This window comes from Pseudomonas sp. GW822-FHT07A10, from assembly GCF_058798795.1.
The window spans coordinates 21237-45775 of record NZ_JBXAKV010000007.1; the positions used below are offsets into that span (position 1 = coordinate 21237).

Consider the following 24539-nt stretch of genomic DNA (forward strand, 5'->3'; position numbering starts at 1 on the left):
CTACCTCAGCTTCAGGGTGGCAAGGCCGATCAACACGAGAATCACGGTGATGATCCAGAAACGGACGATCACGCGCGGCTCGGGCCAGCCCTTGAGTTCAAAGTGGTGGTGAATCGGTGCCATGCGGAACACACGGCGACCGGTCAGCTTAAAGGAGGCGACCTGAATGACGACTGACAGGGTCTCCATCACGAACACACCGCCCATGATGAACAGGACGATTTCCTGACGGACGATCACTGCGATGGTGCCCAGGGCCGCACCCAGCGCCAGCGCGCCAACATCGCCCATGAAGACTTGTGCCGGATAGGTGTTGAACCAGAGGAAGCCCAGGCCCGCACCGATCAAGGCGCCGCAGAACACAATCAGCTCACCCGCGCCCGGTACGTAAGGAATCAGCAGGTATTCGGCGAACTTCACGTTACCCGACAGGTAGCAGAAGATCCCCAGGCCACCGCCGACCATCACGGTGGGCATGATCGCCAGACCGTCGAGGCCGTCGGTCAGGTTGACCGCGTTGCTCGAGCCGACAATCACGAAATAGGTCAGGACGATGAAGCCTGCGCCCAGCGGAATGCTGTAGTCCTTGAGCATCGGCAGGATCAGGGTGGTTTCCACCGGCGTCGCGGCAGTCATATAAAGGAAGATCGCCGCACCCAGGCCGAACACCGACTGCCAGAAATACTTCCAGCGGCTCGGAAGGCCGCGGGAGTTTTTCTCGATGACTTTGCGATAGTCGTCAACCCAGCCGATGGCGCCGAACAGCAGGGTCACCAACAACACGACCCAAACGTAACGGTTGGTCAGGTCAGCCCAAAGCAAGGTGCTGACGCCGATGGAGGAAAGAATCAGCGCGCCGCCCATGGTCGGGGTGCCCGACTTCGACAGGTGCGATTGCGGACCGTCGTTGCGAACGGATTGACCGATTTGACGGTTCTGCAGAGTGCGGATCATCCACGGGCCATAGCACAGCGACAAGACCAACGCGGTCAGTACACCGAGAATCCCGCGCAGGGTCAGGTACTGAAAGACCGCGAAGCCTTTGTAGAACTGTTGCAGATACTCCGCTAGCAGCAGCAGCATTAATGTTTCTCCAGACTGGTCCCGCACAAAGCGGCAACGATGTTTTCCATCGCAGCGCTGCGCGAGCCCTTGATCAAAAAGGTAGTGTTTGTGTCCTGCTCGGCTTCCAGGGCCTTGATCAGTTCAGCCTGTGTGCTGAAGTGAAAGGCCTGCTCGCCGAAAGCGTTCACGGCGTGAGCCATCATTGGCCCGACGGCGTAAAGCGCGGAAACCTTGCCGCGGGCGTAATCGCCCACATCGCGGTGCCCCTGCTCTGCCCACGCGCCCAACTCGCCGATATCCCCGAGCACCAAAACGGTGCGGCCGGAAAAGCCGGCGAGTATATCAACGGCGGCGCACATAGAGGTGGGGTTCGCGTTGTATGTGTCATCGATTACGCGCATGCCGTTAGGCGCCAGTTGCGCGACGGTGCGGCCCTTGACCGGTTGCACCGCGCCAAGGCCGGTGGCGATGCCGAACAGCGACACACCCAAGGCATGCGCGGCAGCGGCAGCGGCCATGGCATTGGCCACGTTGTGAGTGCCGAGCAGATTCAGCTGAACCCGCTCCACACCTTCAGGGCCGTGCAGGTTGAACGCCGGGCAACCGCGGGCATCGCGATCCAGGTCGCTGGCATGGAAATCGGCGTTGACGTTGCTCAGGGCAAAAGTCAGCACTTTTCGACCGGCGGCACGGGTCTTCCAGATGTCGAAGGCCTTGTCGTCGAGATTCAGCACAGCGATGCCATCGGCATCCAGCCCTTCGAGAATCTCGCCCTTGGCTTCGACGATTTTTTCCGGCCCGCCGAACTCACCAACGTGGGCAGTCCCGGCGTTGTTGATGATGGCCACGTGGGGTTTGGTCATGGCGACGGTGTAGGCAATCTCGCCAATGCGCGAAGCGCCGAGTTCGATCACGGCGGCGGTGTGTTCCGGCGCCAGTTCGAGCAGGGTCAGCGGTGCGCCGAGGTCATTGTTCAGGTTGCCACGGGTCGCCAGCACCGGACCGCGCGTGCGCAGGATGCTTGCCAGCATTTCCTTGACCGTGGTCTTGCCGCTGGAGCCGGTAACGGCCGCGACCGGCTGAGTGAACGCGGCACGGTTGATCGCGCCCAACTGGCCGAGGGCCTGGCGGGTGTCCTTGACCAGCAGTTGCGGCAGCGAGCTGTCGGCCACTTCGCGCTCGACCAGTGCACCCACGGCGCCTTTGGCGGCGACGTCGTTCAGGTAGTCATGGCCATCGAAACGTGGACCGGCCAGAGCAATAAACAGCTGGCCGGGCTTGATCGCGCGGCTGTCGATGCTGACACCATCAAAGCTGGCATCGACGGAGATCAGACGGGCATTCAGTGCGCCGGTCAGCTCGCTCAGTTTCAAGGCTTTAAGCATGGGCCACCTCCCACGCGGTCAGGGCATGATCGGCCTCGACCAGATCGGAGAAAGCAAGGCGTTCGCCATTGATTTCCTGATAGTCCTCATGACCTTTACCAGCCAGGACAATCACGTCATCCGCCGAAGCGCTGGCGATCAACTGGGCAATCGCCTGGCCACGACCGGCGACGAAGGTGACTTTATCCACAGCGGTGAAACCGGCGCGGATGTCGTCGAAAATCGCGGCTGGGTCTTCGGTGCGCGGGTTGTCGTCGGTGACCAGCACACCATCGGCCAGACGCTCGACCACTTCAGCCATCAGCGGACGCTTGCCGCGATCGCGATCACCGCCGCAACCGAACAGGCACAGCAACCGGCCTTTGGCGTGAGGACGCAGGGCCATCAAGACTTTTTCCAGCGCATCCGGTGTGTGGGCGTAATCGACCACCACCAACGGCTGAGTGCCGCCGCCCAGACGCTGCATGCGACCGGCCGGGCCTTCGAGTTTCGGTAGCACGTTGAGGATTTCGTCCAGCGCGTAGTCCAGACCGAGCAAGGCACCGACCGCGGCCAACACGTTGCTCAGGTTGAAACGGCCGAGCAAGGTGCTGCGCAAATGGTGTTCGCCCTGCGGCGTAACCAGCGTGGCGCGCACGCCCTCGTCACTGAACTGCGCTTCGCGGCAATACAGGTAAGCGCGGGAGTCTTCCAGGCTGTAAGTGATCAGCCGCGACTCACCTTCATCAGCCGCCAGTTGCCGGCCAAAATCGTCGTCGAGGTTGACCACCCGGCACTTCAGATCATTCCAGGCAAACAACTTGGCCTTGGTTTCGCCATAGGCCTGCATGGTGCCGTGGTAATCCAGATGATCACGCGACAGGTTGGTCATCACCGCCACATCGAAGGCCAGCGCGGTTACGCGGCCCTGATCCAGCCCATGGGAAGAGACTTCCATGGCCACGGCTTTGGCACCGGCCTTTTTCAAGTCGGCGAGGGTCGCTTGCACTGCAATCGGATTCGGCGTGGTGTGCAGGCCGCTCTCCAGCGCGCCGTAGAAACCGGAGCCCAGAGTGCCGACGATGCCACAGTGTTGACCGAGCAAATCGAGGGCTTGCGCGACCAATTGGGTCACGCTGGTTTTACCGTTGGTGCCGGTCACGCCGATCAGGTTCATGTGACGGCTCGGGTCGCCGTAAAAGCGCCCGGCGATGTCCGACAGCTGCGCCGCCAGGCCTTTGACCGGAATCAGCGGCACGTCGGTAATCGGCAGCACGGTCGCGCCTTCGACTTCATAAGCCACGGCGGCAGCACCGCGCTGCAAGGCGTCGGCGATGTGCGCACGACCGTCGAACTTGCCACCAGGGACCGCAAGGAACAAATCACCTGCCCGTACGTTACGGCTGTCCAGCGCCAATTCGCGGATCAATAGATCATGGCCGGCGTGGGCGAAAATCTTGTTCAGGCTCAGCGACATCAGCCGCGCCCTCCATTAGCTTTCAGCGGAACGACCGGTGCGGCGTTCGCTTGTTGAGTGGCTGGCAGGTTGTCCGGGGTGATGTTCATCAGGCGCAAGGTCCCGGACATCACTTTGCTGAACACCGGCGCCGATACCAAGCCACCGAAGTAACCGGCCTTGGTCGGTTCGTCGATCACCACCACGATCGCGTAACGCGGGTCGCTCATCGGGCCGAAACCGGCGAACAGCGAGCGGTAGGAGTTCTCGGCGTAGCCTTTGGTTCCGACCGACGTCTTACGCGCAGTACCCGACTTGCCGCCCACGTGATACGCCGGCACCTGCGCACGGAATACGCCGCGCGGGGCTTCGATCACTTGTTGCAGCATGCCTTGCATGGTTTTCGCGACGGCTTCCGGCAGCACCTGAGTGGTTTGCGGCGCCTTGTCGGTTTTGATCAGGGTCAACGGTGCGAGGCGACCATTGTTGGCCAGGGCCGAGAAGGCGTGGACCAACTGGATCGCGGTCACGGAAATACCGTAGCCGTAGGACAGCGTGGCGGTTTCAGCCTTGCGCCATTCGCGGTAGTTCGGCAGGTTGCCGACGCGCTCACCCGGGAAACCCAAGCCGGTGTCCTGGCCGAGGCCAACTTTCTGTGCCAGACGGAAAATCGTTTCGCCGCCGATGTCGAACGCGACCTTACTCATGCCGACGTTACTGGAATTGATCAGGATACCGGTCAGGTCGAGCACCGGACCTTCGGTCTTGGATACGTCCTTGATGGTGTATTTACCAATCTGCAAGCTGCCCGGGTACACCTCGACGGTGTCGCTCGGTTTCCAGCGCCCGGTTTCGATCGCGGCGCTCATGGAGATCGCTTTCATGGTCGAGCCCGGCTCGAACACGTCGATCATTGCGCGGTTGCGCATCATCGCCGGTTGCAGGTTGCGACGGTTGTTCGGGTTGTAGGTCGGCTGGTTGACCATGGCGAGAATCTCGCCGGTCTTCACGTCCATGATCACCAGGCTACCGGCCTTGGCGCCGTTCTCGATGATCGCGTTGCGCAGCTCGCGGTTGGCCAGGTATTGCAGGCGCAGGTCAATGGACAACGCCAAGGGCTTGCCGGCCTTGGCGTTTTTGGTGACCTGGACATCTTTGATCAGCCGGCCGCGCCGGTCCTTGATGACCTGTCGCTTGCCGGGCACCCCGGCCAGCCATTCGTCGTAGGCCAGCTCGACGCCTTCGCGCCCGTGATCGTCGATGTCGGTAAAGCCGACCATGTGGGCAGTGACTTCACCGGCGGGGTAGAAACGCCGGAACTCTTCGATGCCATAAACGCCCGGCACTTTCAGATCGAGCACAGCCTGGCCCTGCTCGGGAGTCAGCCCGCGCACCAGGTAGATGAATTCTTTGTTGGCCTGGGCTTCGAGACGTTCGGCCAGGGCTTTGGGATCCTGCCCCAGGGCAGCCGCCAGTGCCGGCCATTTCTCTTTGGCCAGTTGCATTTCCTTGGCGTTGGCCCACAGCGTGGTGACCGGGGTACTCACGGCCAACGGCTCGCCGTTACGGTCGGTGATCAGACCACGGTGAGCCGGAATTGGAATATGACGGACACTGCGCGCGTCGCCCTGACCTTTAAGGAAGTCACGGTCGACCACTTGCAGATCAATGATGCGCCAGGAAATCGCCGCCACCATGATGCCGAGCAAGCCCAGCACCAGACGGAATCGCCACGGGAAGAGTGCGCCTTCGAGTTTCATCATGGCGCCACCATCTGCACTTCAGCAGCGCCAGGAATACGCATCTTCAGTTGCTCGGTCGCCAACACTTCGATACGGCTGTGGGCGGTCCAGGTGCTTTGTTCGAGAATCAACCGGCCCCACTCCGCCTGCGCCTTGTCGCGCACGCTCAATTCGTTGTACAGCGAATTCAACAGCTGACGGTTCCAGTGGGCGCTATAGGACACGCCGATGGCCGATACGAGCACACCGATAAACAGCAGCAGCATGAAAAAGCTTCCGCCGGGAAGTGGTTTGGCGAAAAGCTTGCTCACCGCAGTTTCTCCGCGACGCGCATGATGGCGCTACGGGAACGTGGGTTGGCTTTGAGTTCGGCCTCGGAGGCGGACTGCGCTTTGCCATGGACTTTGATTTTCGGTTCGAAGGCGACGTGACGGACCGGCAAGTTGCGCGGCAAGTTGTCGGCTTCGCCTTTCACCAGTTTGCGCATGAACAGTTTGACGATGCGGTCTTCCAGCGAGTGGAAGCTGATCACCACCAGGCGACCGCCGACTTCCAGGCACTCCAGCGCGGCTTCAAGACCGGTTTCCAGATCGCCCAGTTCGTTGTTGACGTGAATACGCAGCCCCTGGAATGCACGGGTGGCCGGGTTCTTGCCCTTTTCCCATGCAGGGTTGGCGACTTTCAGCACTTCTGCCAGATCGGCAGTGCGCTCGAACGGCTTGATGTCACGACGTTCGGCCACGGCACGCGCCATGCGGCCGGAGAAACGTTCTTCGCCGTACTCCTTGAACACCCGGGCGATTTCTTCCACTGGTGCGGTATTGACGAACTCGGCGGCGCTGATCCCACGGGACGGGTCCATGCGCATGTCCAACGGGCCGTCATTGAGAAAACTGAAGCCGCGCTCAGGGTCGTCGAGCTGCGGCGAAGATACGCCGAGGTCAAGCAGAACGCCGCTGACCTTGCCGGCCAGACCGCGTTCGGCGACTTCCGAACCGAGCTCGGCAAAGCTGCGCTGTACAACGACAAAGCGGCCGTCTTCGGCCGCTAGCGTTTGCCCGGTGGCAATCGCTTGAGGATCTTTGTCGAACCCGAGCAACCGGCCATCGGGCCCGAGCTTGCTGAGAATCAACCGGCTATGTCCGCCGCGTCCGAACGTGCCGTCCAGATAGCAGCCATCAGGACGTACGGCGAGAGCCTCGACGGCTTCGTCAAGCAGTACGGTGATGTGGTTAAAGCCGCTATCAATAGTCACAGGATCAAATCACGCAGTTCATCAGGCATGGCGCCCGGTTGTTGAATAGCAGCCAGGTCAGCGGCAGAAACCGCATTCCAGGCATCCTCGTCCCACAATTGGAACTTGTTCAGTTGGCCTACCAACATTGCGCGCTTATCCAACTTGGCATATTCGCGAAGACGCGGCGGGACCAGAAAACGACCACTGCCATCGAGCTCGAGGTCGACGGCATTACCAATCAGTAAACGTTGCAGGCGGCGGTTTTCTTCGCGAAGCGAAGGCAGTGCGCGCAGTTTGGTTTCGATAATTTCCCACTCATCGAGGGGATAAACACACAAACACGGATCAACGGCATCGATGGTGACGATTAATTGACCGGAACTACGCGAAACGAGCTCGTCACGGTACCGGCTCGGCATGGCGAGACGGCCCTTTGCATCGAGACTGATAGCGTTAGCTCCGCGAAACACGTCAGCGTTTCTCCAAATATTAGCGTTTTGCGCTCAAAAAACCCACTTCATGCCACTTTCCGCCACTTGCGCACACTATAGGAATGCGCCCACCACACCGTCAAGGCGCGGATAGAAGGAAAAGCCTTACAGAACGGAGATTTAGGAGTGCAAAAGGAGGGAAAACGAGAATCTGGCGGATGAATTTGTTCAATAACTTGAATCAGCACAGAAGGCTGCGTTCAGAAGTTAAAGTAGTTTGTTAAGAGTAAGATTTTTTCGGTATTACAAAAGCGCTTCTGCTATTGATTCAGCAGGGAGGGGAATTGCCATTACACATATCGCTGCCAATGATTGAAGCAGAGAGAAAAAAAGGTGGAGAGTCGATCTGTAAGCCGGGTTCTGTCTTGAACAGTCATTCGTCTACGATGGCCATCACTGGACATCTTTAGCAACCTACCCGGTCCCAGCGCGGGCCACGCCTTGGGACCCTATTTGGTCTTGCTCCAAGTGGGGTTTACCTAGCCACGAACTGTTGCCAGACGTGCGGTGCGCTCTTACCGCACCTTTTCACCCTTACCGGCGCCGAAGCGCTTAGGCGGTTATTTTCTGTGGCACTTTCCGTAGGCTCACGCCTCCCAGGCATTACCTGGCACTTCGCCCTATGGAGCCCGGACTTTCCTCCCCCCCCTAATTTTCATAGAGGGCAGCGACTGTCCGATCGACTCTCCGCCGCGAAGATTAACGGCAGAGCGGTCGAAGAACAAGCTCTAAAAGCCTCTGGCCGGCGCTGCGCGTCGCTTTTTTACTCGCCCTTCTGCTTATCCAGCGCAACCTGATAGAGCACATTCTTGCGCTCGCCAGTAATTTGCGCCGCCAATGCCGCCGCACGCTTGAGCGGCATTTCTTCAAGCAGCAGATTGAGAATACGCATGGCTTCGCTGCTGACAGCGTCCTCAGTCTCGGGAGCAGACCAGCCAGCGACCAGCACTACGCACTCGCCGCGCTGCTGGTTGCTGTCCGATTCGACGAACTCGCGCAACTCGGCCAGCGGCAAGCCTTTAAGGGTTTCGAAGGTCTTGGTCAGCTCACGCGCCAGCAATGCCGGACGATCGGCGCCGAACACCAGCTCCATGTCTTGCAGGCATTCAAGGATGCGGTGTGGAGCCTCATAAAAAATCAGTGTGCGCGGCTCTTCTTTTATCAGCTCCAGGCGAGCGCGTCGGCCGACAGCCTTGGCCGGTAGAAACCCTTCGAAGATGAAGCGGTCCGATGGCAACCCCGCCGCCGAGAGCGCCGCAATCAATGCACAGGCCCCCGGAACCGGCACCACATTGATCCCTGCGGCACGGGCCTGACGCACCAGGTGATAACCCGGATCGGAAATCAGCGGCGTCCCGGCATCGGAGATCAATGCCACATCGTCGCCAGCGAGCAAGCGAGTGATAAAGCGGCTGCCTTCATCCCTCTCGTTGTGTTCATGGCAGGCCGCCAGCGGCGTGGGGATGCCGAAGTGCTGCATCAATCGCTGGGAATGGCGAGTGTCTTCGGCAGCAATCAACGAAACCTCGCGCAGGATCTTCAGCGCACGCGCACTGATATCGTCCAGGTTGCCGATGGGCGTCGCCACCACATAAAGCGAGCCAGCAGCGGAATTCAAAGCACCTGGAGCAGTCAAAGCGCACACCTCATGATCGGTAAAAGCCGCCATTGTAGCGCGTAGCGACATTCGCGATACCTGCAAGCAACCCTCGGTTTTCCAGCCTTTTGTGCAGTGTCGCAACATTTGCATGAGCTAAATTGATCGATTCACGCCAGTAACATCGCGCCCCGGCCAGCGCTTGGGTACAATTCCACGCTTATTTGATCGAGTATCAGGAACACTTACATGATCGCTTGCCTGCGGCTGTTCTCTGCCCTCTGCCTCGCTGCCTTGCTGGCGGCTTGCGCCAGCTCGCCCTCCTCCAGCCTTGGCGAACTTCCACGGACCCCGGATGCCAGTGTCGAGCAACTGCTCGAACAGGCCACTCAAAGTAAAACGCCGGACAAGGCAGCCTTGCTGCGCTTGAGCGCGGCAGACCTGGCTTATCGTCAGGGCAATGCCGGTCAATCCGCGCAAATCCTGCAACAAGTACCGATGGAACAACTCAAGCCTGGCCAACAGGTCTTCGCCAGCACCCTGGCGGCTGAATTGGCCATGGTGCGCAATCAGCCCAAAGCGGCGCTGACGGCCCTGAACCATCCGAGCCTGCAACGCCTGAGCGAACTGCCAGCCGAACAACAGGTTCGCACCGGCACCGTCCATGCCCGCGCCCTTGAGGCCGACGGCCAGACCCTGGCCGCCGCACGGGAGCGCATTTTCATCGCCCCCATGCTGAGCGATCAAGCTGCGAGCAAAAACCACGAAGCGATCTGGACCCTGATCGCTTCGCTGCCGACCGATCAATTGCAGCCGACCACCGACGACGACCTCGGCGGCTGGTTGAGCCTGGCCCGGGCAGTGAAAACAGCCGGCACCCTGGAACAGCAGCAAGCCGCGATCGACAACTGGCGCGCGAACAATCCAAAGCACCCGGCCGCCATCCAGCTGCCGCTGCCATTGACCAAACTCAAGGATCTGGCCAGCCAGCCCCTGAGCAAGATTGCCCTGCTGCTGCCGCAAGACGGCCCGCTGGCCTCGGTTGGCAAAGCATTGCGCGAAGGCTTCATGGCCGCACACTACCAGGCGCAACAAGCCGGGCAGAAGCCGCCAGCCATCGAGTTCTATGACAGCTCGCGCCTGACCTCCCTCGACGAGTTCTATCGCAAGGCCCAGGCTGACGGCGTGCAATTGGTGGTCGGCCCGCTGGAAAAGCCGCTGGTCAAACAGCTCAGCGCTCGCCCGCAACTGCCAATCACCACCCTGGCGCTGAACTACAGCGAAGGCGAACAAGGTCCGGCCCAGCTGTTCCAATTCGGCCTTGCCGCTGAAGACGAAGCCCGCGAAGTATCCCGTCGTGCGCGCGCCGATGGCTTGCATCGCGCCGCCATCATGGTGCCGAAAGGCGAATGGGGTGACCGCGTACTCAGAGCATTCAGCCAGGATTGGCAAGCCAACGGCGGCAGCATTGTCGCGACCGAGCGCGTCGACCAACCGGTGCAACTGGCCCAGCAAATTGCCGACATGTTCCAGCTGCGTCAGAGCGAAGGCCGCGCCAAGAGCCTGCAAAACACCGTTGGCTCGCAGGTAGCCGCCCAGCCTTCGCGTCGTCAGGACATCGAGTTCATCTTCCTGGCCGCGACGCCGCAACAGGCTCAACAGATCAAACCGACCCTGAACTTCCAGTACGCGGGTGACGTGCCGGTTTACGCCACTTCCCACGTATTCAGCGCCAGCGGCGACCAGAACCAGTACAACGACATGAACGGTATTCGCTTCTGCGAAACCCCATGGCTGCTGGATGCCAACGACCCGCTGCGCAAACAAGTCACCGCACAATGGCCACAAGCCGCTGGCAGCCTGGGCCGCCTATACGCGATGGGCGTTGACGCCTATCGCCTGGCACCACGCCTGGGGCAACTCAAGGCCTTGCCGGACAGCCGCATCGAAGGTCAATCGGGCAGCCTGGGCATGACTCAGAATCAACGGGTAGTGCGTCAGTTGCCATGGGCACAGTTCGTCAGCGGTCAGGTTCAACGCCTGCCGGACACCTCACGCTGATGCCCGACAGGTCACGCCAGCAGAGCGGCAAGGATGCCGAGCGCCATGCGCTCGAGCATCTTCAGCAACAAGGTCTGCGCCTGCTGGCGCAGAACTGGTTATGTAAACGCGGCGAGCTTGATCTGGTCATGCTTGATGGCGATACAGTAGTATTCGTCGAAGTCCGATACAGAAAAAACACCCAATGGGGTGGCGCGCTCGATAGCATCGATGAGCGCAAACGGCAGAAACTGATTTTCGCCGCGCAGTACTTTCTTCAGCGCGAGTCGCGTTGGGCCAATTCCCCTTGCCGCTTCGACGTGGTTGCCATCGACAGCAACCTTGATCAGTTGAACTGGTTGCAGAATGCCTTCGACAGCTGATCGCTTGCGCCCCGAACCGGACACCTTCACCCAACACTTTTGCTCTTTGCTTTGCGGGCTGCACATTCATGTGCCGAGTAGCCGCGCTAATTAAGGTCACACAGATGGACATGCAATCGCGAATTCGCCAGCTTTTTCAGGCCAGTATCGACACCAAGCAACAGGCGATGGACGTACTTGCACCGCACATCGAGCAAGCCAGCCAGGTCATGGTCAACGCCCTGCTCAACGAGGGCAAAATGCTGTCCTGCGGCAACGGCGGTTCCGCCGGTGACGCACAGCACTTCTCGTCCGAACTGCTCAACCGTTTCGAGCGCGAGCGCCCGAGTCTGCCGGCCATCGCGCTGACCACCGACAGCTCGACGATCACCTCGATCGCCAACGACTACAGCTACAACGAAATCTTCTCCAAACAGATCCGCGCCCTCGGCCAACCGGGTGACGTATTGCTGGCCATTTCCACCAGCGGCAACTCGGCGAATATTATTCAAGCGATCCAGGCCGCACATGATCGCGAAATGATTGTCGTAGCATTGACGGGTCGTGATGGCGGCGGCATGGCGTCACTGCTTTTGCCGGAGGACGTCGAGATTCGCGTACCGGCCAACGTCACTGCACGTATTCAGGAAGTCCACCTGCTGGCGATCCATTGCCTTTGCGATCTGATCGACAGCCAACTGTTCGGGAGTGAAGAATGACCCCTAATCGCCTAGGCCTTCTGGCCTTGACCCTGTGCCTCGGCATCAGCGGCTGCACCTCGGTGGTTAACGCCAGCCGTGAAGCGCCGATCGACGATGATCGCGGCACCCGCACCTTCGGCAGCAAAATCGACGACTCCCTGATCGAAACCAAGGCCGGTGTAAACATCGCCAAGGCCGATCCGGACCTGGACAACAACTCGCACATCGTCGTCACCAGCTTCAACGGCGTGGTGCTGCTGGCCGGGCAAACTCCACGCGCCGACCTCAAGGCCAAGGCCGAACAGGTTGCCGCCTCCGTTCAGCGCGTGAAGAAGGTGCACAACGAACTGCAAGTGCTGCAGCCCTCCTCGCTGCTGGCACGCCAGAACGACACTTGGCTGACCACCAAGATCAAGACTCAGATGCTCACCGATCCCTCCATCCCGGGCTCGCGCATCAAGGTTGTGACCGAAAACGGCATCGTTTATCTGCTCGGCCTGCTGACCAAGCAGGAAGCGGCGCAGGCGACCAATCTGGTGCAAGGCGTTTCTGGCGTGCAGAAGATTGTGAAGCTGTTTGAGTACATCGACTGATACATCCCTCCTGCAGCAATAAAAAAAGGCGATCCATCCGGATCGCCTTTTTTTATTACTTCACCACTTTCAAACTGGGTCGACCGCTGGGACGCGGCGGCTCGCTGTCGGGTGGCGGGATATCATCATCCGGCTCGATCTCTTCCTCGTCATCCAGAGGCGATTCCATATCGAACACCATGCCTTGGCCGTTCTCCCGAGCGTAAATGCCCAGGATCGATGCGATAGGCACGTACAGGGTGTGCGGCACGCCACCGAAGCGCCCTTCGAAACTGACCGCCTCGTTATCCATGTGCAAATGACGCACGGCTGCCGGGGATACGTTCAGGACAATCTGCCCGTCACTGGCAAAACCCTGAGGCACCTGTACCGACGGATACTCGGAATTGACCAGCATGTGCGGGGTGCAATCGTTGTCCACAATCCACTCGTAGAGCGCGCGGACCAGATAAGGTCGACTGGAGTTCATAGCGGCTCCTTAAGCCTTAGCGCATATCGCGTTCGACACCAGACAGACTCGCCTGGAAAGCCTCACGCGCAAACTGGCGCTCCATGTAATCAAGCAGCGGCTTGGCAGGCCGCGGCAGTTCTATACCCAGAATCGGCAATCGCCAGAGTATTGGTAGTAGGCAGCAATCCACCAGACTTTGTTCCTCACTGAGGAAAAACGGCTTGTCGGCGAATAGCGGCGACACGCCGGTCAGGCTTTCGCGCAGCTCTTTACGAGCCACCACGCGAGCTGCTTCCTTGGTCCGCGAATCCAGAATCAGATCCACCAGGCCACACCAGTCACGCTGAATGCGATGAATCAGCAGGCGGCTGTTGGCACGCGCCACAGGATAAACCGGCAGTAGTGGCGGATGCGGGTAACGCTCATCCAGATATTCCATCACCACGGTCGACTCCCACAACGCCAGATCACGATCGACCAGGGTGGGCAGGCTTCCGTAAGGGTTCACTTCAATCAGTTTAGGCGGCTGACGACCAGCCTCCACGTAAATGATCTCGGCGCTGACACCCTTCTCTGCAAGTACGATGCGCACTCGGTGGGAATAGTGGTCGGCGGGGTCGGAGTAACAGGCCAACCGATTGGTCACGCCCATGGCGGTCCTCCTCGCTTGTTGAAATTATCGGAAACGGAAAAACACGCGCGCCCAGAGGGCGCCTCCCGTAACGCCTGGATCACCAGACTCGTTACACCTTCAGAGACGCCCCTGGGCGCGTGCGATTAACAGCAATGGCTTACAACGTTATCAATGGACGTCTTTCCAGTATTCACGCTTGAGCAAGTAAGCGAATACGAAGAAGAACGCCAGGTACAGCAACACATAGGTACCGATGCGCTGATGCTGCAGCTTCACCGGGTTGGCCGAGTAGGCCAGGAAGGTCACCAGATTCTTGACCTTCTCGTTGAACTGCTCTTCGGTCAGCGTGCCGGTTTTCGGCAATACAGTCAGTTGATCGCAGGCTTCATGAGTCAAAGCGGTGCCGGTCAGCGGATCGAATTGCTTCTTGCCATCATCGACGACTTGAACCTGCTTACAGCCTACCACCTGGCGACCCTGCAAGCCGACCAGAACGTTAGGCATGCCGACGTTCGGGAACACCTTGTTGTTCACGCCCCATGGACGCGACGGGTCTTCATAGAACGAACGCAGGTAGCCATAGAGCCAATCTGTGCCACGAACGCGAGCCACCAGTGTCAGGTCGGGTGGCGCCGCACCAAACCAGGTCTTGGCGTCAGCCGGCTGCATGCCGATGCTCATGTGGTCGCCGATCTTGGCGCCAGTGAACACCAGCTTCTCGAGCATCAGCTCGTGAGGAATGCCCAGGTCATCGGCGACACGCTCGTAACGCTGGAACTTGGCACTGTGGCAGCCCATGCAATAGTTGGCGAACGTACGTGCGCCATCCTGCATGGCAGCCTTGTCGGAAACGTCGATGTCGACTTTTTCCAGCTCTGGGCCGCCGTGTTCGGCCGCGAAGGACAGTGCTGGCAGAGCAGCAAGAATCAGTACAGCAAATAGTTTTTTCATCAGCCAGTCACCCTTTCCGGAACCGGTTTGGTCTTCTCGAGCCTGGTGTAGAACGGCATCAGAATGAAGTAGGCGAAGTACAGGAAGGTACAAACCTGCGACAGCAACGTACGTTCCGGGGTAGGCGCCATCACGCCCAGCCAGCCAAGAATCACGAAGGAGATGCAGAATACCCAGAGCCAGATCTTGCTCAGCCAACCCTTGTAGCGCATGGACTTGACCGGGCTACGGTCAAGCCAGGGCAGGACGAACAGCAAGGCAATCGAAGCACCCATGGCAACAACACCCAGGAGCTTGTCCGGAACTGCCCGCAGAATCGCGTAGAACGGCGTGAAGTACCAGACCGGAGCGATGTGCTCAGGGGTCTTGAAAGCGTTCGCCACTTCAAAGTTCGGCTTCTCGAGGAAGTAGCCGCCCATTTCCGGGAAGAAGAACACGATCGCGCAGAAGATGAACAGGAACACCACCACGCCGACGATATCTTTCACGGTGTAGTACGGATGGAAGGCAATGCCGTCCAGCGGTACGCCGTTTTCGTCTTTGTGTTTCTTGATGTCCACGCCGTCCGGGTTGTTCGAACCCACTTCGTGCAACGCCAGAATGTGCAGCACTACCAGGCCGAGGATCACGATCGGCAAGGCAACCACATGCAAGGCGAAGAAACGGTTCAGGGTAATACCGGAAATCAGGTAGTCACCACGGATCCACTGGGTCAGGTCGTTACCGATGACCGGGATCGCACCGAACAGCGAGATGATCACCTGGGCGCCCCAGTAGGACATCTGGCCCCACGGCAGCAGGTAACCCATGAAGGCTTCAGCCATCAGCGCCAGGTAGATCAGCATGCCGAACACCCACACCAGCTCACGCGGCTTCTGGTACGAACCGTAGAGCAGGCCACGGAACATGTGCAGATAAACCACGATGAAGAACGCCGAAGCGCCAGTGGAGTGCAGCAGACGCAGGATCGAGCCGTACTCGACGTCGCGCATGATGTATTCGACGGAAGCGAATGCTTCTTCCGCCGACGGGGTGTAGCTCATGGTCAGCCAGACACCGGTAACGATCTGATTGACCAGAACGAGCAGCGCCAGGGAGCCAAAGAAATAGAAGAAGTTGAAGTTCTTCGGGGCGTAATACTTGCTGAGATGGTCTTCCCACATTTTGGTCGCGGGGAAGCGCGCATCAACCCAATCCATGAACTTGCTCATCACGCTTTCTCCGTATCGACGCCAACGACAATGATGTCATCGGTCTCATAGGAATGCGGGGGAACTGGCAGGTTCAAAGGCGCGGGTTGCGACTTGTAGACGCGGCCAGCCAAATCGTAGTGGGAACCGTGACAAGGGCAGAAGTAGCCCCCGACCCAATCCTTGCCCAGATCGGCAGGTGCCACTTCCGGACGGAAGGTCGGTGAGCAACCCAGGTGAGTGCAGATGCCGATCAGCAGCAGGACTTCTGGCTTGATCGAACGCGTCTGCGGGTCGACATAGGTCGGTTGCGTCGAGTTCTTGGAGGCGGGGTCAGACAGCTGGCCCTCAATCTTTTTCAGATTCCCCAGGATTTCCTCGGTACGGCGGACGATGAACACCGGCTGGCCGCGCCACTCAGCAATCATTTGCTGGCCTGGCTCGATTTTGCTGACATTCACTTTCACCGGTGCACCTGCGGCTTTCGCCTTGGCACTGGGAAACCATGACCCCACGAACGGGACCGCAGCCCCCACCGCTCCTGCAGCACCCACCACGGATGTGGCTGCTACCAAGAAGCGACGCCGGCCTGCATTCACGCCGTCATTGCTCATTCAGTCCTCTCCCATCAGCTTTGTGGCCTGTTAAATCAGGCGTCTACTAAGTAAAAATCTGAACTTATAAAAATTTTGCCGAATGGTAATGAAAAGCCCCAATTCTGACAAGGTAATTACCGAAGGGCTCCACTGCCAAGCCTTGTAGTATAGGGCCTCTGCGGATGTGGCAAGTTGTCACAGCGCAATTCGTTGATAAATAGCGCCCATAAAAAAACGCCCAGCTTCGCAAGGAAACTGGGCGTTCTTTTTGAACGTGAAAGCGAATTAACGCTTCGAGTACTGCGGACGCTTACGCGCTTTACGCAGACCGACTTTCTTACGTTCAACTTCACGAGCATCGCGGGTTACGAAGCCAGCTTTGCGCAGAGCAGAGCGCAGAGTTTCGTCGTAATCCATCAGAGCGCGAGTGATACCGTGGCGGATTGCGCCAGCTTGACCACTTACACCACCGCCGATCACGGTGACGTAGATGTCGAACTTCTCGACAGTCTCAGTCAATTCCAGCGGCTGACGAACTACCATGCGGGCAGTTTCGCGGCCGAAGAAATTATCCAGCGAACGGTTGTTGATGGAGATGTTACCAGTGCCCGGACGCAGGAAAACGCGTGCGGTTGCAGTCTTGCGACGGCCAGTGCCGTAATTTTGAGTCGCCGACATAATGAACTATTCCGTTAAAACTTCAGTTCTTGGGGCTGCTGAGCAGTATGAGGGTGAGCAGCGCCCGCATAGACTTTCAGCTTACGATACATGTCGCGACCCAGCGGGTTCTTAGGCAGCATGCCTTTGACCGCGGTCTCGATCACGCGCTCAGGGGCTTTAGCGATCAGCTTTTCGAAGTTGATCGACTTGATGCCGCCCGGGAAACCGGAGTGGGAGTAGTACATTTTGTCAGTGGTTTTAGCGCCAGTAACACGTACTTGCTCAGCGTTGATTACGACGATGTAGTCGCCGGTGTCAACGTGAGGAGTGTACTCAGCCTTGTGCTTGCCACGCAGACGGCTCGCGATTTCAGTGGCCAGACGACCCAGGGTCTGACCAGCAGCGTCGACGACAAACCAGTCGCGCTTTACTGTTTCCGGTTTAGCAGTAAAAGTTTTCATTCTTTATAGCCTCAGGGGCCGCCCTGTAAATTAGACGGCGGATCTTACTGAATAGTGCGTACTTTGACAAGTCAAAGGCAGCCGGATACAGACGCTTTCGGGGGCTCGGGTCGGCGCGTCCGTTCAACGGCAAGATTCTTCGGCGGCGGCGCATCACTTCCACTGCAGAAAGAGGTGCGCAATTATGCAGATTGCGAAAAATATTTCAACCTGCTTTTATGATTGTTTTGCCCAAGGAGCACCCGATGGACTATCGCCAGCTAGGCCGTACCGATCTGAACGTGAGTGCCATCTGCCTCGGCACCATGACCTGGGGCGAGCAAAACAGCCAGGCTGAAGCCTTCGCCCAGATCGAACGCGCCAAGAGCGCCGGGATCAATTTCATCGACACCGCCGAGATGTACCCGGTACCGCCCAAGGCCGACACCTACGCCACCACCGAGCGCTACATCGGCAACTATTTCAAAAGTCGCGGCGATCGTGCCGACTGGATCCTGGCGAGCAAGATCGCCGGCCCCGGCAACACCATCGATTACATTCGCGACAAAAACCTGCGGCACAACCGCCAACACATCCGCGAAGCCGTGGATGCCAGCCTCAAGCGCCTGCAAACCGACTACATCGACCTGTATCAGTTGCACTGGCCGGAACGCAGCACCAATTTCTTCGGTCAGCTCGGCTACAAGCACAAAATAGAAGCCAATCTGACGCCACTGGAGGACACCCTCGAAGCGCTGGACGAGCAGGTCAAGGCCGGCAAGATCCGCCACATCGGCCTGTCCAACGAAACCCCGTGGGGCACCATGCGCTTCCTTGCCCTCGCCGAAGCCCGTGGCTGGCCCCGCGCGGTATCCATCCAGAACCCCTACAACCTGCTCAATCGCAGCTTCGAAGTCGGCCTGGCGGAAATTGCCATCCGCGAACAGTGCGGCTTGCTGGCCTACTCGCCACTGGCGTTCGGCTTTCTGTCGGGCAAGTACGAAGGTGGCGCGCGCCCGCCCAAAGGTCGCCTGAGCCTCTACAGCCGCTTCAGCCGCTATTTCAACCCACAGTCGGAAGCAGCGTGCAGTCGTTACGTGGCACTGGCCCGTAAACACGGCCTGGACCCGGCGCAGATGGCGCTGGCGTTCGTCACACAACAGCCATTCGTGACCAGCAACATCATTGGCGCCACCACGCTTGAGCAACTGGACAGCAACATTGCCAGTGTCGATTTGAAGCTGTCGGATGAAGTGCTGGCAGGCATTGAGGCGATTCACCAGGATCAGCCGAATCCTGCGCCGTAACTTACGTCGACGATCGTTCCCACGCAGAGCATGGGAACGATCACGCTGCATTACAGCGACCGCGCAATAATCTCCTTCATGATTTCATTGGTCCCGGCATAAATCCGCTGCACCCGCGCATCCGCCCATGCCCGGGCGATCGGGTATTCCCACATGAATCCGTAACCGCCATGCAACTGCACGCATTCGTCGAGCACCTTGCATTGCAGGTCGGTGCCCCAGTACTTGGCCATCGCCGCTGTCGGCACGTCGAGCTTGCCTTGCAGATGCAGTTCCAGGCAGCGATCGACGAAGACCCGGCCGATCTGGATCTCGGTCGCCATTTCAGCGAGCTTGAAGCGGGTGTTCTGGAAGTCGGCGATGGCCTTGCCGAAAGCCTTGCGTTCACGGGTGTAATCCAGCGTCCACTGCAACGCCGCTTCGGCTGACGCCAAGCCTCCCACCGCGACCGTCAAGCGCTCCTGCGGTAACTCCTGCATCAGGTAAGCGAAGCCCATCCCCGCTTGGCCCAACAGGTTTTCCTTGGGCACCCGAACGTCCTGGAAGAACAGCTCCGAGGTGTCTTGAGCCTTCATGCCGACCTTTTCCAGGCGCTTGCCCTTGGCGAAACCCGGCGTGTTGGCCTCCACCAGAAACAGACTGGTGCCCTTCGCCCCCGCCTTCGGATCAGTCTTGGCCACGACGATCACCAGGTCAGCCAGAAAGCCGTTGGTGATGAAAGTCTTCGAACCGTTGATCACGTATTCGTCGCCCTCCAGCACCGCGGTAGTCTTCACCCCTTGCAGGTCGGAGCCAGCACCCGGCTCGGTCATGGCAATCGCAGTGACCATCTCGCCAGACACCAGCTTGGGCAGGTATTTGTGTTTCAGCGCCTCACTGCCGTAATGCAGGATATAAGGCGCAACAATGTCCGAATGAAGAGAAAATCCGATCCCGGTCAGCCCCAGACGACCGACCTCCTCGATCACCACTGCGCTATAGAGAAAGTCGGCCCCCAGCCCACCGTATTCTTCCGGCAGATGCGAACAGAGCATCCCCGCCTCCCCCGCCTTGTTCCAGAGATTGCGGTCGATATAGCCTTGTTTTTCCCATTGCCCATGGAACGGCACGGCCTCTTTTTCGAGGAACGTTCGCACGCTGTCGCGAAAAAGTTCGTGCTCGGGGCTGAACAAGGTTCTGGGGATCATGTGTCACCTGTCGTTATTGTCAAACGGAATTGATCTTCAGAGACTAAGCCTCGCTTCCGATACAGGACACTGGACACATCCGACAAAAAATAAGACGATCCAGCCGTCTGGTGACCACTTTCCCCTATAAAAATAAAGTTGAATTATGTCTAACCAAGCCTCACAGCCCTTACGGCGCGTCAGTATCCTGGCTATCGACCGGGTTTTCGCTTCCACCCTCATGCAAGCCAAGGATTTCTTCCATCTGGCCAGCCTGCGCTATGGCAAACAACTGGGCCACGGCCTGACACCGGCGTTCGAAACCCGGCTGGTCAGCCCCGACGGCAAACCGGTGAACAGCTTCAGCGACGTGATCATGCCGGTGGACGGCGGCCTGGAAAATGCCGACGTCATCATCCTCCCCGCCTTCTGGGACGATTTCGACACGCTCTGCAAACGTTATCCACAGGTCCTGCCGTGGCTGCGCGAACAACACGCCCGCGGGGCAGTGCTGTGTGGCGAGGCCACGGGGGTGTTCTGGCTCGCCGAAGCCGGGCTGCTCAACGGCAAGGAAGCGACCACGTACTGGCGCTTCTTCAATGCTTTCGCCGAGCGCTTCCCGCAGGTTCATCTCAATCAGGACAAACACCTGACCGACGCCGACAACCTGTATTGCGCCGGCGGCACCACCTCGGCCTGCGACCTCTACATTTACCTGATCGAGCGCTTTTGCGGTGCCAACGTGGCCCAGGCCGTGGCTCGCGACATTCTCTACGAAGTACAACGCAGCTATGCACCGGGGCGGATCGGTTTCGGCGGGCAGAAACTGCACCAGGATGTGATCATCCTGCAGATCCAGCATTGGCTCGAAGAACACTTCGCCGATAAATTCCGCTTCGAAGACGTGGCCCGCGAACACGGCATGAGCATCCGCAACTTCATGCGACGCTTCCAGACCGCCACCGGCGATAAACCGCTGCATTACCTGCAACGCCTGCGCATCGAGACCGCCAAGGGCTTGTTGTCCGGCAGCCGCAAGAGCATCAAGACCATCAGCTATGAAGTCGGATACGACGATGCGAGCTTCTTCGCCCGACTGTTCCGCCAGCATACGGAGTTGTCGCCGAATCAGTATCGGCAGCAGTTTCAACAAGCAGCTTAAGAGCTAGACACCAATCCACATTGGCTCTTCAGCGCGCATAAAAAAGGGCCTGCAATGCAGGCCCTTTTTTATTTTCCGAAATGTCCTACGGCTTGTGCGCCCGGGACAGGAATTCGTGAGACTGCATTTCCAGCAAGCGGCTAAGCGTGCGCTGGAACTCGAAGGTCAGGCGACCGCCGGTGTAGAGGTCTTTAAGCTCGACTTCGGCAGAGATGATCAGCTTCACGTTGCGGTCGTAGAACTCGTCGACCATGTTGATAAAACGTCGGGCGATGTCGTCGGTGGTGACGCTCATCTGCTCGACGCCGCTGAGCAACACGGCATGGAAGATCTTGCCCAGTTCGATGTAGTCGTTCTGGCTGCGCGGGCCGTCGCACAGTTCGCGGAAGTCGAACCAGGCCACGTCATCGCAGGTGCGCACGGCGCGGATTTCACGGTTCTCGATCATCAGCACGTCGTTCTCGACGGCAGCCGTGCATTCTGGCGTCAGGGCCCGGAAACTCTTGCGCAGGCTTTCCTGGGCGGCTTCGTCCAGCGGGAAGTGGAACAGCTCCGCTTGCTCGAGGTGACGCAGACGGTAATCGACGCCGCTGTCGACGTTGACGATCTCGGTGTTCTGCTTGATCAGCGCAATGGCCGGCAAGAAGCGCGCACGTTGCAGGCCGTCCTTGTACAGACCGTCCGGCACGATGTTCGAGGTCGCGACCAGGGTCACGCCGTTCTTGAACAGTTCTTCCATCAGCGTGCCAAGGATCATGGCGTCGGTGATGTCGGAGACGAAGAATTCATCGAAACAGATCACTCGCGTCTCGTCGGAAAAGCGCTTGGCGATGATCGTCAGCGGGTTTTTCTCGCCGCCCAGAGTCTTCATCTCTTCGTGCACGCGCTTCATGAAGCGGTGGAAGTGAGTGCGGGTCTTTTCCTTGAACGGCAGCGCTTCGAAGAAGGTGTCGACCAGGTAAGTCTTGCCGCGACCCACGCCGCCCCAGAAATACAGGCCCTTGACCGGCGCCTGGTCCTTCTTGCCAAACAGTTTGCCGAGCAGGCCCGGTTTGTTCTGCGAGGCCGCGACCAGATCGTCGTACAGGCGCTGCAAATGACGCACTGCCGTTTCCTGCGCAGCATCGTGGAAGAATTCCGGGCGTTTCAGATCAGCTTGGTATCGTTCTAGGGGCGTCATAATTCGTTAGCAAGGCAACAAAAACGGGCCGTCACTGTAGCGACGGCCCGTGGGAATGGCAATCGGCCCTTGGTCGGACCGAACCGTTGTTTATTCCTGAACCGGTGTCAGTGCAACCCGCAATGCGCCGATGGCAGCATCGCGAGCAGCACTGTCGGCGAAGGCCGGGCTGTCGGCCACGCACTCGCCTTCCAGCCAGACGCTGAAGCTCAGGTCTTCACTGCGCACGTCCAATGACTGGCCGGATTGCAGTTGTTTGGTCACCTGACCTGCGGTTTTGCCGTCGGCGAAGTGGCGCGACAGCAGCAGTTGCTCGCCATCGGCCGCCAGTAGACGGAAGCGGAAACTGCCATCGTCTTCACGGAAGCTGACAAAACGCGCGGCTTTCGCGGCTTTCTTCTTGGTGGTGGCAGCAACTTGAGTCTGGGCGACGAAAGAACGCAGGCCGACCGCTTCACGCAGTTCGTTGAGGAACGGCGTGGCCACGGCACGCGCCTTTTTGGCGCCGAGCTGCAGGATGTCTTCCAGGTCGGCCGGGCGTTCGATCAGTTGGTGATAACGCTCGCGGGATTCGCCCAACTCGTTATCCAGCAACTGGAACAGGCGATTCTTCGCCTCGCCCCAACCCAGGCCCTGGAGCAATTCGCTGCGGAATTCGTCGGCTTGTGCCGGTGTAGCGAAAGCCTGGTACAAGGTGAACAGGTGCGAGTTGTCCGGATCTTTGGCTTCGCCCGGGGCACGGGAGTCGGTCACGATCCGCGAAATCGCGTCTTTCATCTCTTTGGCGCTGCTGAACAACGGAATGGTGTTGTCGTAGCTCTTCGACATCTTGCGACCGTCGAGGCCTGGCAGCGTGGCGACGCTTTCCTCGATCAGCGCCTCGGGCATGGTGAAGAACTCCTTGCCCTGGCCGAACAAGTGGTTGAAGCGCTGGCCGATGTCACGGGCCATTTCCACGTGCTGGATCTGGTCACGACCGACCGGCACCTTGTGGGCGTTGAACATCAGGATGTCCGCGGCCATCAGCACCGGGTAGCTGTACAGGCCCATGGTGATGCCCGCATCCGGGTCTTCGCCATTCTCGACGTTCTTGTCCACCGACGCCTTGTAGGCGTGGGCGCGGTTGAGCAAGCCCTTGGCGGCCACGCAGGTCAGCAGCCAGGTCAGCTCCGGGATTTCCGGGATGTCGGACTGGCGATAGAACGTCACCCGGTCCACGTCCAGGCCACCGGCCAGCCAGGTCGCGGCGATTTCCAGACGCGAGCGCTGGATGCGCAGCGGATCATCGCATTTGATCAGGGCGTGGTAGTCGGCCAGGAAGTAGAACGAATCGGCATTGCTATCGCGGCTGGCAAGAATCGCCGGGCGGATAGCCCCCGCGTAATTGCCCAGGTGCGGCGTGCCGGTGGTGGTGATGCCGGTGAGGATACGGGTACGAGTCGTCATGGGTAATCGCTTGTCAGACTGCAATCAATTCGAAAGACGCGGCAGGATCAGATCCTTGAGATCGGTCAGCTTGCCATGAAAAAAGTGTCCGCATTCTGCCACTTTCAGCAGCTCATGGGGGCGATCGAGTGCGTCGGACCAATCGTAAACGAGTTGCGGATCGATCACTTCGTCGGTTTCCGGCTGGATCAGGGTCAATGTACCTTGGTGCGGCAGTTGATCCTGATCACCCAGACGCATGACCGCAGGCGCGACCATGAACAGATGCTTGATCTGCTCACCCTTGGCCTCCAGGCGTCCGCCGAGACTGGCTGCAACAAAACCGCCGAAGGAGAAACCGAACAGGGTCAAAGGTAATTCAGGATGTTTGGCCCGCAGCCACTCGGCCGCTGCCTGGGCATCGTCGACTTCGCCGGAGCCCATGTCGTGCGAGCCTTCACTGGCACCGACGCCACGGTAGTTGAAACGCAAGGTAATCAAACCGGCGTCCCGCGCGGTGCGCTGCAGGGTCGAGACGACTTTGTTGAGCATCGTGCCGCCCTGCACCGGGTTCGGATGGCAGATCAGCGCCAGGCCGCGGGGCTGCTCATTGTCCGGGCTCATGTTTTCCAGATACAGGGCTTCCAACTGACCCACCGGGCCATCAATCACTACAGGGGTTTCGCGCATAAGCAAGGAAGGAACTCCGTGACCTCGAATCGGGTCGAC

At 59.1% G+C, this 24539-nt stretch carries 25 protein-coding genes and 1 other RNA gene; 6 read left to right on the forward strand and 20 right to left on the reverse strand.

Going from position 1 to position 24539, the window contains the following annotated elements; translation table 11 throughout:
* The 9 genes from mraY to rsmI all read right to left on the reverse strand — a co-directional run bounded on the left by mraY (position 1) and on the right by rsmI (position 9024).
* Positions 1-1083 carry a phospho-N-acetylmuramoyl-pentapeptide-transferase gene (gene mraY, locus AC1RL4_RS13605; protein WP_008016698.1) on the reverse strand — a complete coding sequence of 361 codons (1083 nt, stop codon included), beginning with the start codon at positions 1081-1083 and terminating at the stop codon, positions 1-3.
* Positions 1083-2450, reverse strand: coding sequence for a UDP-N-acetylmuramoyl-tripeptide--D-alanyl-D-alanine ligase (locus AC1RL4_RS13610; protein WP_019582353.1), 1368 nt, complete (start codon positions 2448-2450; stop codon positions 1083-1085). The genes mraY and AC1RL4_RS13610 overlap by 1 nt, the downstream gene beginning before the upstream one ends.
* Positions 2443-3906: a UDP-N-acetylmuramoyl-L-alanyl-D-glutamate--2,6-diaminopimelate ligase gene (locus AC1RL4_RS13615; RefSeq protein ID WP_096481075.1), complete on the reverse strand. Its 1464-nt coding sequence runs from the start codon at positions 3904-3906 to the stop codon at positions 2443-2445. The genes AC1RL4_RS13610 and AC1RL4_RS13615 overlap by 8 nt, the downstream gene beginning before the upstream one ends.
* Positions 3906-5645, reverse strand: coding sequence for a peptidoglycan D,D-transpeptidase FtsI family protein (locus tag AC1RL4_RS13620; RefSeq protein WP_019651807.1), 1740 nt, complete (start codon positions 5643-5645; stop codon positions 3906-3908). Before AC1RL4_RS13620 ends, AC1RL4_RS13615 begins: the two co-directional genes overlap by 1 nt.
* Positions 5645-5938, reverse strand: coding sequence for a cell division protein FtsL (ftsL, locus tag AC1RL4_RS13625; protein ID WP_003205353.1), 294 nt, complete (start codon positions 5936-5938; stop codon positions 5645-5647). Before ftsL ends, AC1RL4_RS13620 begins: the two co-directional genes overlap by 1 nt.
* Positions 5935-6882: a 16S rRNA (cytosine(1402)-N(4))-methyltransferase RsmH gene (gene rsmH / locus AC1RL4_RS13630; protein WP_007939834.1), complete on the reverse strand. Its 948-nt coding sequence runs from the start codon at positions 6880-6882 to the stop codon at positions 5935-5937. Before rsmH ends, ftsL begins: the two co-directional genes overlap by 4 nt.
* Positions 6879-7334: a division/cell wall cluster transcriptional repressor MraZ gene (gene mraZ / locus AC1RL4_RS13635; RefSeq protein ID WP_003205355.1), complete on the reverse strand. Its 456-nt coding sequence runs from the start codon at positions 7332-7334 to the stop codon at positions 6879-6881. The genes rsmH and mraZ overlap by 4 nt, the downstream gene beginning before the upstream one ends.
* 354 nt (positions 7335-7688) lie before the next feature.
* An RNA gene (gene rnpB, locus AC1RL4_RS13640) (RNase P RNA component class A) lies at positions 7689-8042 on the reverse strand.
* A gap of 76 nt (positions 8043-8118) precedes the next feature.
* Positions 8119-9024, reverse strand: coding sequence for a 16S rRNA (cytidine(1402)-2'-O)-methyltransferase (rsmI, locus tag AC1RL4_RS13645; protein ID WP_018930125.1), 906 nt, complete (start codon positions 9022-9024; stop codon positions 8119-8121).
* A 177-nt stretch (positions 9025-9201) separates the two neighbouring features.
* Here rsmI and AC1RL4_RS13650 point away from each other — a divergent pair, with 177 nt between their 5' ends.
* From AC1RL4_RS13650 to AC1RL4_RS13665, 4 genes are all read left to right on the forward strand, one after another.
* Complete coding sequence (locus AC1RL4_RS13650) at positions 9202-11013, forward strand: penicillin-binding protein activator (RefSeq protein ID WP_028939848.1); 1812 nt, start codon at positions 9202-9204, stop codon at positions 11011-11013.
* Positions 11013-11375, forward strand: a complete 363-nt coding sequence (locus AC1RL4_RS13655; protein WP_019582357.1) for a YraN family protein — start codon at positions 11013-11015, stop codon at positions 11373-11375. Before AC1RL4_RS13650 ends, AC1RL4_RS13655 begins: the two co-directional genes overlap by 1 nt.
* A gap of 104 nt (positions 11376-11479) precedes the next feature.
* The gene (locus tag AC1RL4_RS13660) at positions 11480-12073 is read left to right on the forward strand and encodes a phosphoheptose isomerase (protein ID WP_007904374.1); all 594 of its coding nucleotides are present in this window, start codon (positions 11480-11482) and stop codon (positions 12071-12073) included.
* Positions 12070-12648 carry a BON domain-containing protein gene (locus tag AC1RL4_RS13665; RefSeq protein WP_019582358.1) on the forward strand — a complete coding sequence of 193 codons (579 nt, stop codon included), beginning with the start codon at positions 12070-12072 and terminating at the stop codon, positions 12646-12648. The genes AC1RL4_RS13660 and AC1RL4_RS13665 overlap by 4 nt, the downstream gene beginning before the upstream one ends.
* A gap of 55 nt (positions 12649-12703) precedes the next feature.
* Here the strand turns inward: AC1RL4_RS13665 and AC1RL4_RS13670 are convergent, their stop codons facing one another.
* From AC1RL4_RS13670 to rplM, 7 genes are all read right to left on the reverse strand, one after another.
* Complete coding sequence (locus AC1RL4_RS13670) at positions 12704-13117, reverse strand: ClpXP protease specificity-enhancing factor (RefSeq protein ID WP_007939829.1); 414 nt, start codon at positions 13115-13117, stop codon at positions 12704-12706.
* A 16-nt stretch (positions 13118-13133) separates the two neighbouring features.
* The gene (locus AC1RL4_RS13675) at positions 13134-13751 is read right to left on the reverse strand and encodes a glutathione S-transferase N-terminal domain-containing protein (protein WP_007939828.1); all 618 of its coding nucleotides are present in this window, start codon (positions 13749-13751) and stop codon (positions 13134-13136) included.
* A gap of 150 nt (positions 13752-13901) precedes the next feature.
* Positions 13902-14684 (reverse strand): cytochrome c1, encoded by a 783-nt coding sequence (locus AC1RL4_RS13680; protein ID WP_018930120.1) that lies wholly within the window; start codon positions 14682-14684, stop codon positions 13902-13904.
* Positions 14684-15895, reverse strand: a complete 1212-nt coding sequence (locus AC1RL4_RS13685) for a cytochrome b (protein WP_018930119.1) — start codon at positions 15893-15895, stop codon at positions 14684-14686. The genes AC1RL4_RS13680 and AC1RL4_RS13685 overlap by 1 nt, the downstream gene beginning before the upstream one ends.
* The gene (gene petA, locus AC1RL4_RS13690; RefSeq protein ID WP_007939825.1) at positions 15895-16488 is read right to left on the reverse strand and encodes a ubiquinol-cytochrome c reductase iron-sulfur subunit; all 594 of its coding nucleotides are present in this window, start codon (positions 16486-16488) and stop codon (positions 15895-15897) included. The genes AC1RL4_RS13685 and petA overlap by 1 nt, the downstream gene beginning before the upstream one ends.
* 267 nt (positions 16489-16755) lie before the next feature.
* The gene (rpsI, locus tag AC1RL4_RS13695; protein ID WP_003228056.1) at positions 16756-17148 is read right to left on the reverse strand and encodes a 30S ribosomal protein S9; all 393 of its coding nucleotides are present in this window, start codon (positions 17146-17148) and stop codon (positions 16756-16758) included.
* A 14-nt stretch (positions 17149-17162) separates the two neighbouring features.
* A complete protein-coding gene (gene rplM / locus AC1RL4_RS13700; protein ID WP_007939824.1) occupies positions 17163-17591 on the reverse strand; it encodes a 50S ribosomal protein L13 in 429 nt (142 codons plus the stop codon).
* Positions 17592-17836: 245 nt separating this feature from the next.
* On the opposite strand from rplM, the gene AC1RL4_RS13705 reads away from it, so the two are divergent.
* Complete coding sequence (locus AC1RL4_RS13705; RefSeq protein WP_204125517.1) at positions 17837-18877, forward strand: NADP(H)-dependent aldo-keto reductase; 1041 nt, start codon at positions 17837-17839, stop codon at positions 18875-18877.
* A gap of 50 nt (positions 18878-18927) precedes the next feature.
* Here AC1RL4_RS13705 and AC1RL4_RS13710 read toward each other — a convergent pair whose 3' ends face one another.
* Positions 18928-20064 (reverse strand): acyl-CoA dehydrogenase family protein, encoded by a 1137-nt coding sequence (locus AC1RL4_RS13710; RefSeq protein ID WP_018930117.1) that lies wholly within the window; start codon positions 20062-20064, stop codon positions 18928-18930.
* Positions 20065-20308: 244 nt separating this feature from the next.
* Between AC1RL4_RS13710 and AC1RL4_RS13715 the strand changes: the two genes are divergently transcribed.
* Positions 20309-21205 (forward strand): GlxA family transcriptional regulator, encoded by an 897-nt coding sequence (locus AC1RL4_RS13715; protein ID WP_172901249.1) that lies wholly within the window; start codon positions 20309-20311, stop codon positions 21203-21205.
* Positions 21206-21290: 85 nt separating this feature from the next.
* Here the strand turns inward: AC1RL4_RS13715 and zapE are convergent, their stop codons facing one another.
* The 3 genes from zapE to AC1RL4_RS13730 all read right to left on the reverse strand — a co-directional run bounded on the left by zapE (position 21291) and on the right by AC1RL4_RS13730 (position 24500).
* Complete coding sequence (gene zapE, locus AC1RL4_RS13720) at positions 21291-22385, reverse strand: cell division protein ZapE (RefSeq protein WP_019582361.1); 1095 nt, start codon at positions 22383-22385, stop codon at positions 21291-21293.
* 90 nt (positions 22386-22475) lie between these two features.
* Positions 22476-23831 carry a tryptophan--tRNA ligase gene (locus tag AC1RL4_RS13725; RefSeq protein WP_230173921.1) on the reverse strand — a complete coding sequence of 452 codons (1356 nt, stop codon included), beginning with the start codon at positions 23829-23831 and terminating at the stop codon, positions 22476-22478.
* A 24-nt stretch (positions 23832-23855) separates the two neighbouring features.
* Complete coding sequence (locus tag AC1RL4_RS13730; RefSeq protein ID WP_019582363.1) at positions 23856-24500, reverse strand: alpha/beta hydrolase; 645 nt, start codon at positions 24498-24500, stop codon at positions 23856-23858.
* Positions 24501-24539 lie beyond the last annotated feature (39 nt).